This window comes from Citrobacter sp. R-1.5.2 (genome assembly GCF_035064245.1).
Taxonomy (GTDB): domain Bacteria; phylum Pseudomonadota; class Gammaproteobacteria; order Enterobacterales; family Enterobacteriaceae; genus Citrobacter.
In genome coordinates this window covers 201876-214048 of the sequence record NZ_JASEYC010000004.1, presented here as the reverse complement: position 1 = coordinate 214048, position 12173 = coordinate 201876, and the positions used below count along the sequence as shown (strand labels likewise).

Sequence of the window (12173 nt, the reverse complement as noted above, 5' to 3'; positions counted from 1 at the left end):
GAAAACAATAAATTACAGCGCCTTCATCGTGCCTTTCGGCAGAACGGCAGCTACGAAATCACGTTTGATAACCACTTCAGTGGTGTCGTTCAGCGCGATAGCGATGTAGCCAGTTTCTGCTACTTTGGTCACGCGACCTACCAGGCCACCGTTAGTCAGCACTTCATCACCCTTGGCAATGGAGCTCATCAGGTTTTTATGTTCTTTGGTACGCTTTTGCTGTGGGCGCAGGATCATGAAGTAGAAAATCAGACCAAACACCACCAGCATCAGAATCAGAGACATCGGGCTGCCCTGCGCCGGAGCACCTGTTGCCGCTACCGCATCAGAAATAAAAAAGCTCATTCAAATTCCCTCATTATTAAAATTAATCAACGTTCAAAGGTGGAACAGGTCGACCCTGACGTTGGTAAAAATCGGTCACGAAGCTCTCTAATTTACCCTCTTCAATAGCCTTGCGTAAACCCGCCATCAAACGCTGGTAGTAGCGAAGGTTATGAATCGTGTTGAGTCGCGCGCCCAATATTTCGTTGCAACGGTCGAGATGATGCAAGTAAGCACGCGAATAATTGCGACAGGTGTAGCAATCACACTCGGCATCGAGCGGACTGGTGTCGCTTTTATGTTTCGCATTACGAATTTTTACCACGCCGTCAGTCACAAACAAATGACCATTACGGGCATTTCGCGTTGGCATCACGCAGTCAAACATATCGATACCACGACGCACGCCTTCAACCAGATCTTCTGGTTTGCCAACGCCCATCAGATAGCGAGGTTTATCTGCCGGAATTTGCGGGCAAACATGTTCCAGAATGCGGTGCATATCCGCTTTCGGCTCACCGACAGCCAAACCGCCGACAGCGTAGCCATCAAAGCCAATATCTACCAGACCTTTGACAGAGATATCACGTAAATCTTCGTAAACACTGCCCTGAATGATGCCAAAAAGCGCATTTTTGTTGCCGAGGCTATCAAAACGGTCACGGCTGCGCTTCGCCCAACGCAAAGACATCTCCATCGAGCGTTTAGCATAGTCCCAGTCGGCCGGATACGGTGTACATTCATCGAAAATCATCACGATATCGGAACCGAGATCGTATTGAATCTCCATCGACTTCTCGGGATCGAGGAAAATCGGATCACCGTTGATCGGATTACGGAAATGCACACCCTGTTCGGTGATCTTACGGATATCGCCCAGGCTGAAGACCTGGAAACCACCGGAATCGGTGAGGATCGGTCCTTTCCACTGCATGAAATCGTGCAGGTCGCCGTGCAGCTTCATGATTTCCTGGCCTGGGCGCAGCCACAGGTGGAAGGTGTTGCCGAGAATAATTTGTGCGCCCGTCGCTTCAACTTCTTCCGGCGTCATACCCTTAACAGTGCCGTAAGTACCGACCGGCATAAAGGCGGGCGTTTCCACTACGCCACGATCAAAAACCAGGCGGCCGCGGCGAGCGCGACCATCTGTGGTGTCCAGTTCAAATTTCATTTTTTCTCCTGCATCAGAGAGACAGTCTGATGATTAAACTTTCCCCATGGATTCACTCCACGGAGTATAAATATTTTAACCCACTGGCGAAGGCGCAATCGGCGCAGCCAGTTTGGGGGCGACCAGCGCACAGCCACCGGAGCGTACACGCAGTACGTGAGGATGGCGAGCACTGCCCGCCATCAAAATGGCAAGTGAGATAGCCTTCTCACGGTCGCTCAGAAATAGCCTGCGGATTGTACGTGATAAACATCGCATCCCCGTAACTAAAAAAGCGATATTCCGCTTTTACCGCTTCATGATAGGCGTGCATGGTGTTTTTGTAGCCAGCAAAGGCGGAAACCAGCATGATCAGCGTCGATTCCGGCAGATGGAAGTTGGTCACCAACGCGTCTATCACTTTGTATTGATAACCTGGAAAGATGAAGATCTGCGTATCGCCGAAGAACGGTTCAATAAGGTCGTTTTTGGCTGCCTGCGCTGCGCTTTCCAGTGAACGCACGGAGGTAGTGCCCACGGCAATAACGCGGTTACCGCGCGCTTTTGCCGCCAGCACAGCATCAACCACATCCTGCGGTACTTCCGCGTATTCCGAGTGCATGATGTGATCTTCGATAGTGTCTACACGCACCGGCTGGAATGTCCCTGCCCCCACGTGTAGCGTAACGAACGCCATCTCAATGCCTTTATCGCGCAGTTTGGCCAGCAGCGGATCGTCAAAGTGCAGACCCGCGGTCGGCGCGGCGACCGCGCCCGGTTTTTCGCTATACACGGTCTGGTACAGTTCGCGGTCAGCATCTTCATCCGGGCGATCGATATACGGCGGCAGCGGCATATGGCCGATGGCGTTGAGGATATCCAGCACGTTGCGCTCGTCGTTAAACTCAACTTCAAACAGCGCGTCATGGCGGGCGACCATCGTCGCATTAATACTTTCGTCGTCACCCAGCAACAGTTCAGCGCCCGGCTTCGGCGCTTTCGAGGCGCGAATATGCGCCAGAATACGTTTGTCATCCAGCATTCGCTCGACCAGCACTTCAATCTTGCCGCCACTGGCTTTACGACCAAACAGACGAGCCGGGATCACGCGGGTGTTGTTAAAGACCAGCAGATCTCCAGGGTTGAGCTTATCGAGCAAATCGGTGAAAGTACCGTGCGTCAGCGCGCCCGTCGGCCCATCCAGTGACAGCAAGCGGCAACTGCTGCGCTCAGCTTGCGGATAGTGGGCAATCAGGGATTCGGGTAATTCAAAGGTGAAATCGGTAACGCGCATGACACTGACTCAGACTAAAATAAGAGGCGGGTAGTCTAGTGCCGGGGCGTTCTCCCTGCAACCTTTACCCCTCAAGTTAAGAGACATAATCTATACACAAAATCATTCAAGATGCATCGAGGCGGCAACTGAATGAGTCCCCGGGAGCTTACTCAAGTAAGTGACTGGGGTGAGTGAAGGCAGCCAACAAAGAGGCAGTTTGAAGGATGAAGTGGATATGAATTTTCTTGCACATTTGCATCTGGCTCACCTAGCCGACAGCTCACTCTCCGGCAATCTGCTGGCCGATTTTGTCCGGGGTAATCCGGAAACGCTCTACTCGCCTGACGTGGTGGAAGGCATTTTCATGCACCGCCGAATCGACGTAATGACCGATAACCTGCCGCAGGTGCGTGAAGCCAGAGAGTGGTTTCGTAGCGAAACGCGTCGCGTCGCACCGATTACGCTGGACGTCATGTGGGATCACTTCCTGTCTCGGCACTGGTCAGAAATCTCTCCCGATTTCCCGCTGACGGATTTTGTTCGCTACGCGCACACTCAGGTTGCCACTATTCTGCCAGAATCACCGCCGCGCTTTATTAATCTGAACAATTATATGTGGTCAGAGAAATGGCTTGAGCGCTATCGCGACATGGATTTTATCCAGAACGTACTCAACGGGATGGCCAGTCGCCGTCCACGTCTCGATGCTCTGCGTGATTCATGGTACGACCTGGACACCCATTACAATGCCTTAGAAGAGCGCTTCTGGCAGTTTTACCCGCAGATGATGGAACAGGCACGCCGTAAAACGCTTTGATTGCAGCATGCGTTGTAGGGCCGGATAAGGCGAGGCCACTATCTGGCGAACATTGATAGTCAAAACCTGTCTCATTGATTGCCAGCGCCTCTTTGTCTTATTGCCAAACACTCTCTATACTGGCTCGCGTTGCGTTCCAAAAACCCCTTAACTTTGCAGGAGAATTTATATGGTACTGGTAACTCGTCAGGCTCCGGATTTCACAGCAGCTGCGGTACTGGGTAGCGGTGAGATTGTTGAAAACTTCAACTTCAAACAGCATACCAACGGTAAAACCACCGTTCTGTTCTTCTGGCCAATGGACTTCACCTTCGTTTGCCCGTCTGAACTGATCGCATTCGACAAGCGTTACGAAGAATTCCAGAAACGTGGCGTTGAAGTGGTTGGCGTTTCTTTTGACTCTGAATTTGTCCACAACGCATGGCGTAACACCCCTGTCGACAAAGGCGGCATTGGTGCAGTGAAATACGCAATGGTTGCTGACATCAAACGCGAAATCCAGAAAGCCTACGGCATCGAGCACCCGGAAGCGGGCGTTGCTCTGCGTGGTTCTTTCCTGATCGACGCTAACGGCGTTGTTCGCCATCAGGTTGTTAACGACCTGCCGCTGGGCCGTAACATCGACGAAATGCTGCGCATGGTTGACGCGCTGCAGTTCCACGAAGAGCACGGTGACGTTTGCCCGGCGCAGTGGGAAAAAGGTAAAGAAGGTATGAACGCGTCTCCGGACGGCGTAGCAAAATACCTGACCGAAAACGTTTCCAGCCTGTAATTGGCACGAATCGAAAAAAGGCCGCAAAAGCGGCCTTTTTTATTGGCACTGACCCGTCCGTTAAAACGCGAAGCAGGAGCAGCCGAGCGCACCCCAGAAGGCCCGGTCATCTGATACCGGTATCCCTGATTTACGCGCAATATCATGCTGGTGGCCATGTACACCACAGCTTCCGCAGCACTGATGCATCTGCACCATCGCCCCAACCTTCGCGGCAGTTGGCGGTGCTGAGCGATAATGTCCAGGTACTTTCACAACGGGCGACCAGTCAGGGACAACCGGAATCGCTGGGGGAGCCAGCGGGGAGAAATGTCCGGCCGCATAAACTACTTTGCCATCGACAATGGTCATCACTGACTCAATGCCTTTGATCTCTTCTTCCGGCACGCTGAAATAGTCTTTTGACAGCACCACCAGATCTGCCAGTTGATCCTTTTCAATACGCCCTTTCTTCCCCTGCTCGCTGGAGAACCAGGCGCTGCCTGCTGTCCACAGTTCCAGGGCAACATCTCTCGCCAGGCGATTGTTATCATCGTACATCGCCATACCGCCAACGGTGCGACCTGATACCAGCCAGTACAACGCTGTCCACGGGTTGTAACTTGCCACGCGCGTAGCATCGGTACCCAGGCCAACCGGCACATCAGCCGCCAGCATTTTCGCCACCGGCGGCGTATGTTTCACCGCCTCCTTGCCATAGCGATCGATAAAATACTCGCCCTGGAACGCCATACGGTGCTGAACGGCAATGCCACCGCCCAGCGCTTTTACCCGCTCGATGTTGCGTTCAGTAATCGTTTCGGCGTGATCGAAGAACCAGTGCAGGCCATTGAACGGGATGTCACGGTTCACCTTCTCAAACACGTCGAGCATACGGCTGATGGACTCATCATAGGTCGCATGCAGGCGGAACGGCCAACGATGTTCCACCAGGTGGCGCACCACGCGCTCCAGTTCCTCTTCCATCCCTTCCGGTAAATCCGGACGTGGCTGCAGAAAATCTTCGAAGTCAGCCGCCGAGAAGACCAACATTTCCCCTGCCCCGTTAGCACGATAGAAGTCGGTTCCCTGCCCGGGCTTGAGCATATCCGTCCACCGCTCAAAATCTTCCACTTCCTGCTTCGGACGCTGGGTAAACAGGTTGTAGGCAATACGCACTGTCATCTGCTGGTTAGCGTGCAGTTGCTCGATGATCTCGTAATCTTCCGGGTAGTTCTGGAAGCCGCCGCCGGCATCGATGGCGCTGGTCAGCCCCAGTCGGTTCAGCTCACGCATAAACTGGCGGGTCGAGTTAACCTGCATCTCCAACGGCAGTTTTGGCCCTTTCGCCAGCGTCGAATAGAGGATCATGGCATTCGGTTTGGCTATCAACATTCCGGTTGGATTACCATTGCCGTCACGCACAATCTCTCCCCCCGCCGGATCCGGTGTGGCTTTGGTGTAGCCAACGGCTTTCAGCGCCGCGCGATTCAACAACGCCCGGTCGTAGAGGTGCAAAACAAATACCGGTGTATCCGGTGCAGCATCGTTCAGTTCTTCCAACGTCGGCATACGGCGTTCGGCAAACTGAAACTCGCTCCAGCCGCCAACCACCCGCACCCACTGCGGAGACGGCGTCCGATCGGCTTGCTCTTTGAGCATGCGCAGCGCATCTGCAAGCGATGGGACCCCTTCCCAGCGTAGTTCCAGGTTGTAGTTCAACCCACCGCGAATGAGGTGCAGGTGTGAATCATTTAAACCCGGGATCACAGTGTGTCCCTGCAGATCGACAATCTGCGTACTGTCGGTTGCAAAGCTCATAACCCGATCGTGACTACCCGTCGCGAGGATCTTCCCGTTGGCGATCGCCACCGCCTCTACCTGCGGGCTTTGCTTTTCGAGAGTATGAATTTTTCCGTGAGTCAGAATCAGTGTGGCAGTTTGAGACATAACAATCTCCTGAGAAACCGGTCAGGCTTTTTTCAGCCATCCGGCAAACAGACGGGTTACGATGGGCATCCACAACCAGACCACCAGCGCAACCACACAGGCATCATTAATCAGATGCAGGAGTAACGAGCCTTTCATTGAAGGCAGCAGAATACCGGTCAGCCACGGCACCAGGTTGGTACTGGGGAAAATCACCAGCAGCGTTATCAAAAACTGCTTCCAGCGTTTGGGCTGGCGTACATGGGGGGCTGGCGGAGTAAACCAGAAGGCCGCTTCGGTGCGCACTTCTGTTTTATCGCCTTCGGCCAGCAGCGGCGCAATTTCCTCGACCAGCTCCCGGCGTGTATCAGATTGAGTCCAGTTATACAGATGCTCAAGGGTGTCGAAACGGATAATGATGTTCCACAGGTTTTGTCCATCAGTGGGTCGAATGACATTCGCCCCAAGATGCCCGGGAAACTCGGCGGCCAGCGGCATGATTTTCCCCAGCCACTGCTCATAACGCTGCGCCTGGTCAGGCCGCAGGGTGTGAGTAATTACCAACGTCACATGTTTGTTCTGCGCCATGAAAGGTTCCTTGCTAAAGGGAAATTGACCTGCTTAAGCCATGAAAGCAATACACAATCATTCGTGAAACATCGAGGTGGCAAGATTGTGTAGCCCTGGTCACTTACAGAAGTCAGTGACCAGGGTACGTAAGCTAAGCCAACAAAGAGGCAACATGAAAAATGGCGTGTATTCAGGCTTTACGTTCCGGCGCGCCATGCACCATGGTATACGCGTAATCCACACCCATACCGTAAGCACCGCTGTGTTCACGCACCAAATCCATGACGGCGTCGTAGGTTTCTTTACGTGACCAGTCACGCTGATACTCCAACAACACTTGCTGCCAGGTGACCGGAACGGCCCCTGCCTGCACCATGCGATCAATCGAACGTTCATGAGCATCCACAGACGTACCACCGGAGGTATCAGTCACGACATACACTTCATAGCCCGCTTCCAGCGCCATTAACGCCGGGAACGTCAGGCAGACTTCGGTCCACAACGCGGAAATAATCAGTTTTTTACGCCCTGTCGCTGCTACCGCCTTAACAAAGGCTGCATCTTCCCAGGAGTTCATAGACGTACGTTCAATCGGTTTCACATCAGGATGAACGGCTAACAATTCCGGCCAGATATATCCGCTAAAACTTTTCGTTTCCACTGAAGTATAAATTACTGGAACATTGAATATTTTCCCGGCTTTGGCTAATGCAACGGTATTATTCTTCAATGTCTGGCGATCAATATTCGCCACACCAAATGACATTTGCGGTTGATGGTCAATAAAAATCAGCGTGGAGTTTTGAGGGTCAATCAGTTCCCGAATAGACATATCACACCTTCTTAATCAATAAGTTAAAAGGCAACGGTCTGTATCTGCCGTCAGCAGCAGGATCCTGAATCAGAAAGCTTGTTGAGTATAGCGGGAAATTTCTAACGAGTTATTAAAGAAAACTTACCATCCCGTGAAATTAATTATTTCACGTTGCGATATATCCCGGCCATCATCAAAAAAATACACATGACTCATCTAATTTATTCACTGGCATTGTTTTTCGTCGTTCGGTACAACAGAGGGGTTTAATTATCAGGATATTTTCTGCTTATGCGCCTCAATCTGGATGTTCTGCTGATCCTCGATGCACTCGACAAACACGGTTCTTTTGCCGCAGCGGCCGAATCGCTATTTAAAACACCTGCAGCACTCAGTTATATGATTCAGAAGCTGGAAAGCGATCTGAACATCGAATTGCTTGACCGTTCCGGACACCGGGCAAAATTCACCGACACCGGACGGATGATGCTGGAAAAGGGGCGTCTGCTGCTGAATGCGGCAAAAGATCTCGAAAAGCAAGCAATACAGCTAAGTTCCGGCTGGGAAAAGGAGCTGGCAATCGCGCTCGATGACTCCTTCCCCTTTGCCACATTACTACCCATTATTGATGAATTTCATGCACTTAATAAACAAACTCGTCTCAACTTCACCCACCATACGCTGGCGGGTTCATGGGAAGAACTGACCCATAACGGGGCGGATATTATCCTCGGCGCAATTAATGAACCACCCACATCCGCCGCCTGGTCCTACAAAATGCTCGGCACGCTGGACAATGTCTTTGTCGTCGCCCCAGGACACCCGCTGGCGAGCGTGCCTGATGACCTGACGAACGAGCAATTGTGCCTGCACCGGGCGATTGTTATCAGCGACAGCGCTCGCTTTTGCCATCCGTTACAGACCAACCTGATGGATGAACAGGCGCAGATTCGCGTCGATGATTTCCACAGCAAGGTGATGCTGTTGCGGGCGGGAATGGGTTGCGGATTTCTCCCCCGCCACATTGCCAGCCCATGGATTGCCAGCGGTGAACTGGTAGAAAAAACGGTTATCTCATTTCGTCAAAAAGACGTCGCCTATATGGCATGGCGCAATAGTAGCGAAGGACTGGCGCAGCGCTGGTGGCGAGAAACGCTGCTGGCCAGTGAGGAAATCGCGCGCTTGTATCAATGACTCATCCAGACTGAAGCCGATATTGCGGGCAGCGTCAGGATATCATCGACGAGTTGGCCTTTGCCCTCTTTGTGTTGCCATTGACCGACATAGAGCAACGGTGAGGCTGGCAGCACGACTTCACAAGCGTGACCGCGATTGATCGCCACCAACACGCGCTGGCGGTTCAGTACCCGCACAAACACCACCACGTTGTCCTCGGCATAAATCACCTGACAACCGCCATGGCGTAACGCCTGGCTCTGGTGGCGTAATTTTGCCAGTCGCTGGTACAACGCCAGCAGGTTAGCGTCCTGATGTTCAGGCTGCCACGGGAACGTCTTGCGGCAAAACGGATCGTTATTCCCGTCCAGCCCCACTTCATCACCGTAGTAAATACAGGGCACGCCAGGCCAGGTGAACAGCCACACTACCGCCAATGGCAGGCGGGCGACATCTTTTCCGAGCAACGATTTAAAGCGGGCGGTATCGTGACTATCGAGCTGATTGAACATCCGCAGCTGCTGCTGGTGCGACAGGCCCGCGCGGTAGTTATCCATCCACGCCATACAGGTCTGGGCGTCAATCGACTGCGGATCGTAAGAGATATCAGTATTCGCAAGAAAGCCCCAGACAGGAAAGGTAAAGCCGCGATAGTTCATAGCAGCATCTTCAGCATCAGCCTGTAGCCACTGACGGGCATCGCCGAAATGCTCACCCACCACATACGCTTCTGGCCGGGTTTCCTTCGCCGCCAGCGTAATTCCGGCGACATGCTGCAAGTTGTTACGTGCGCCCCCCGCCTCGCCCAGCATATGCACGACATCCAGTCGCCAACCGTCCATACTCCACGGTGCTTTTAGCCAGTGGCGAACAATACTGTCTTCGCCACGATAAATTTCATTCACCAGGCTTTCAGAGGAAAAGTCCAGTTTGGGTAGGCTTGAGTACCCCAACCAGTCCAGCGCAACCCCATCATCAGAGAAATGGTACCAGTCGCGCCAGGGGGAATCCGGATGGTGACACGCTCCATCCGTCCCGCGATTATGCCGGTCAAACCAGGCATGTGAGTCGCCGCTATGGTTAAAAACACCGTCCAGAATCAGGCGCATCCCCTGCTGTTGCGTATTCTGCCGCAAGCGCAGCAACGCCCGATCGCCGCCAAACTGCGGATCAACATGGCGATAATCTTCAGTATCGTATTTATGTACACTTGGTGCAGTAAATACCGGATTCAGGTACAGCGCCGTGACTCCTAACGCCTTCAGATACGGTAGTTTCTCGCTGATACCGTCCAAATCTCCGCCATAAAACGTCGAACCACCGGCCTGAGCAGTGAGCGGTTCATCCCAGTCACGTAGCACAATATCCTGTCCGGCGGCGTGATGGTAATACACATTATCCTGGCCTGCATCGCGCGACAGACTACGGGCAAAGCGATCCGGGAAAATCTGATAAAAAACCTGATCGGCCACCCATTGTGGACCATTATCCGGCACATCGACGGCAAACTGCTCCAGACGCGCAGGCGGAAAGCGGTTGAATCCCTGCGGGGTGAACCACAACTGGCGATCGAGCCACAGTAATTTAAAGCTATAGCGTCGGCGGGGCTGCCCGCAGGTAAGATCGATCGCCGCGCGCCACGCGGTGACACCTGGGTGCGGTTGGCTACGCTGCTTGTGCATAGCTAGCGAAATCTCTTCGTTATCGTTTTCCGCGCGTAGCGTCACCCGCTGAGGAGGATTTTCCCCTGCCAGCCATAACGTAATCGTCAGTTGATCTTTGTTTTGCTTCACAAATGGGGCAACCGGAAGGTGCCAGGCGTTCAACATCACGTATCCCCTTTGATGATAATGACAACACCTTGCCATAGCGAAGTGCAGGATCACTCATCATCTTAACGTTTATTGGGGGAGGAGCGCGGGGGAGGAGATGTTGCCGGGTGACGACACTGTCTTACCCGGCAAACAAATTACTGTACTTCTGCCAGTTGACGCTCGCGGCGGCGTTTGAATACCCAGCCAGCAAGCAGCAGGAGAATCCACGCAAAGCCGACGTACAGCGAAATGCGGGTATCCGGATGATAGCCGATAAGCGCAATGATAAAGACCAGGAAAATCAGGCCAACAACGGTCGTCGTTACCCCACCCGGTACTTTAAACTTCAGCGCGTTGACTTCTTCCGGCGGCAGTCGACGACGGAAAGCAATCTGCGACAGCAGGATCATGATCCACACCCAAACCGTGGCGAACGTTGCCAGCGAAGCGATCACCAGGAAGACGTTTTCCGGCATGATGTAGTTTAGATATACCGCAAACAGCAGCGCGATGGTCATCACCATCACCGTGACCCACGGCACGCCGCGGCGCGAGGTTTTGGCGAACATTTTCGGGGCACTGCCCTGCTCCGCCATGCCGTGCAGCATACGCCCCACACCGAAGACGTCAGAGTTGATGGCCGACAGCGACGCAGTCAGAACCACAAAGTTGAGAATGCCCGCCGCAAAAGTAATGCCCATGTGCTGGAATGTCATAACGAACGGGCTGCCGTCTGTGCCGACCTGGTTCCACGGGTAGATAGACATAATGACGAACAGCGTCCCCACATAAAACACCAGAATGCGCATGGGGACAGAATTGATGGCGCGCGGAATAGATTTTTCCGGGTCTTTTGCTTCACCCGCGGTAATACCAATAATCTCAATCCCGCCGTAGGCAAACATCACCATTTGCAGCGACATCACCATCCCGAGCCAGCCGTTGCTGAAGAACCCGCCGTTGCTCCACAGGTTATGGATGCCGGTCGGTTGCCCACCGTTGCCAATCCCCCAAATGATAATGCCGAAACCAGCAACAATCATGATGATGATGGTGGCGACTTTGAAGAACGAGAACCAGAATTCCAGCTCACCAAACACCTTCACGCTCATCAGGTTGATAGCGCAGATAATCAGCACGACGCTGAGTACCCAAATCCAGTGCGGTACGGCCGGGAACCAGACGCCCATATAAATACCGAAGGCTGTCACGTCGGCAATAGCGACAATCAGGATTTCAAAACAGTAGGTCCAGCCGGTAATGTAACCAGCCAACGGTCCAAGGTTTTCCTGCGCATAGCGCGAGAAAGAGCTGGCTGCGGGGTTATGGACTGACATTTCGCCCAGCGCACGCATAATAATGTACGCCGCGACGCCACCGATAATATAGGCCAACAACACGCTCGGCCCCGCCATTTTGATGGCATCGGCTGAACCGTAGAACAGCCCGGTGCCAATTGCTGAACCTAATGCCATAAAGCGAATGTGCCGGGTGCTCAGCCCACGCTTTAGCTTGTTATTACTTTCCATCGATTCCTAACCTGTTAACACAA

The 12173-nt window shown here is 53.1% G+C and carries 11 protein-coding genes; 3 read left to right on the top strand and 8 right to left on the bottom strand.

Features of this window, described 5'->3' with window-relative positions:
- Positions 1 to 12: 12 nt before the first annotated feature.
- From yajC to queA, 3 genes are all read right to left on the bottom strand, one after another.
- Positions 13 to 345 (bottom strand): preprotein translocase subunit YajC, encoded by a 333-nt coding sequence (gene yajC, locus QMN38_RS10215; protein ID WP_061155582.1) that lies wholly within the window; start codon positions 343 to 345, stop codon positions 13 to 15.
- A gap of 22 nt (positions 346 to 367) precedes the next feature.
- Positions 368 to 1495 carry a tRNA guanosine(34) transglycosylase Tgt gene (tgt, locus tag QMN38_RS10210; protein ID WP_137384647.1) on the bottom strand — a complete coding sequence of 376 codons (1128 nt, stop codon included), beginning with the start codon at positions 1493 to 1495 and terminating at the stop codon, positions 368 to 370.
- Between the two features lie 208 nt (positions 1496 to 1703).
- On the bottom strand, positions 1704 to 2768 hold the full coding sequence (gene queA / locus QMN38_RS10205; protein WP_323605003.1) for a tRNA preQ1(34) S-adenosylmethionine ribosyltransferase-isomerase QueA: 1065 nt from the start codon (positions 2766 to 2768) through the stop codon (positions 1704 to 1706).
- A gap of 217 nt (positions 2769 to 2985) precedes the next feature.
- Here queA and acpH point away from each other — a divergent pair, with 217 nt between their 5' ends.
- Complete coding sequence (acpH, locus tag QMN38_RS10200; protein ID WP_271441097.1) at positions 2986 to 3567, top strand: ACP phosphodiesterase; 582 nt, start codon at positions 2986 to 2988, stop codon at positions 3565 to 3567.
- 169 nt (positions 3568 to 3736) lie between these two features.
- Entirely contained in the window at positions 3737 to 4339 is a 603-nt protein-coding gene (locus tag QMN38_RS10195) for a peroxiredoxin (RefSeq protein ID WP_003021524.1), read from the top strand.
- Positions 4340 to 4399: 60 nt separating this feature from the next.
- Here QMN38_RS10195 and QMN38_RS10190 read toward each other — a convergent pair whose 3' ends face one another.
- From QMN38_RS10190 to QMN38_RS10180, 3 genes are all read right to left on the bottom strand, one after another.
- Positions 4400 to 6268: an amidohydrolase gene (locus tag QMN38_RS10190; protein ID WP_323605002.1), complete on the bottom strand. Its 1869-nt coding sequence runs from the start codon at positions 6266 to 6268 to the stop codon at positions 4400 to 4402.
- A gap of 21 nt (positions 6269 to 6289) precedes the next feature.
- Positions 6290 to 6835 (bottom strand): antibiotic biosynthesis monooxygenase, encoded by a 546-nt coding sequence (locus QMN38_RS10185; protein WP_005125120.1) that lies wholly within the window; start codon positions 6833 to 6835, stop codon positions 6290 to 6292.
- Positions 6836 to 7007: 172 nt separating this feature from the next.
- Positions 7008 to 7649, bottom strand: a complete 642-nt coding sequence (locus tag QMN38_RS10180; protein ID WP_047416914.1) for a hydrolase — start codon at positions 7647 to 7649, stop codon at positions 7008 to 7010.
- A gap of 273 nt (positions 7650 to 7922) precedes the next feature.
- On the opposite strand from QMN38_RS10180, the gene QMN38_RS10175 reads away from it, so the two are divergent.
- Positions 7923 to 8825: a LysR family transcriptional regulator gene (locus tag QMN38_RS10175; protein ID WP_323605001.1), complete on the top strand. Its 903-nt coding sequence runs from the start codon at positions 7923 to 7925 to the stop codon at positions 8823 to 8825.
- On the opposite strand, the gene malZ is transcribed toward QMN38_RS10175, so the two are convergent.
- Positions 8819 to 10636: a maltodextrin glucosidase gene (malZ, locus tag QMN38_RS10170; protein WP_323605000.1), complete on the bottom strand. Its 1818-nt coding sequence runs from the start codon at positions 10634 to 10636 to the stop codon at positions 8819 to 8821. The genes QMN38_RS10175 and malZ overlap by 7 nt on opposite strands.
- Before the next feature lie 140 nt (positions 10637 to 10776).
- On the bottom strand, positions 10777 to 12150 hold the full coding sequence (proY, locus tag QMN38_RS10165; protein ID WP_271454033.1) for a proline-specific permease ProY: 1374 nt from the start codon (positions 12148 to 12150) through the stop codon (positions 10777 to 10779).
- Positions 12151 to 12173: the final 23 nt, after the last annotated feature.

Excerpts from the sequence above, each read along its gene's own strand:
- proY (WP_271454033.1), bottom strand. The coding sequence starts at position 12,150 with ATGGAAAGTAATAACAAGCTAAAGCGTGGGCTGAGCACCCGGCACATT.
- malZ (WP_323605000.1), bottom strand. The coding sequence starts at position 10,636 with ATGTTGAACGCCTGGCACCTTCCGGTTGCCCCATTTGTGAAGCAAAAC.
- QMN38_RS10185 (WP_005125120.1), bottom strand. The coding sequence starts at position 6,835 with ATGGCGCAGAACAAACATGTGACGTTGGTAATTACTCACACCCTGCGG.
- QMN38_RS10180 (WP_047416914.1), bottom strand. The coding sequence starts at position 7,649 with ATGTCTATTCGGGAACTGATTGACCCTCAAAACTCCACGCTGATTTTT.
- queA (WP_323605003.1), bottom strand. The coding sequence starts at position 2,768 with ATGCGCGTTACCGATTTCACCTTTGAATTACCCGAATCCCTGATTGCC.
- yajC (WP_061155582.1), bottom strand. The coding sequence starts at position 345 with ATGAGCTTTTTTATTTCTGATGCGGTAGCGGCAACAGGTGCTCCGGCG.
- acpH (WP_271441097.1), top strand. The coding sequence starts at position 2,986 with ATGAATTTTCTTGCACATTTGCATCTGGCTCACCTAGCCGACAGCTCA.
- QMN38_RS10175 (WP_323605001.1), top strand. The coding sequence starts at position 7,923 with ATGCGCCTCAATCTGGATGTTCTGCTGATCCTCGATGCACTCGACAAA.
- QMN38_RS10190 (WP_323605002.1), bottom strand. The coding sequence starts at position 6,268 with ATGTCTCAAACTGCCACACTGATTCTGACTCACGGAAAAATTCATACT.
- tgt (WP_137384647.1), bottom strand. The coding sequence starts at position 1,495 with ATGAAATTTGAACTGGACACCACAGATGGTCGCGCTCGCCGCGGCCGC.
- QMN38_RS10195 (WP_003021524.1), top strand. The coding sequence starts at position 3,737 with ATGGTACTGGTAACTCGTCAGGCTCCGGATTTCACAGCAGCTGCGGTA.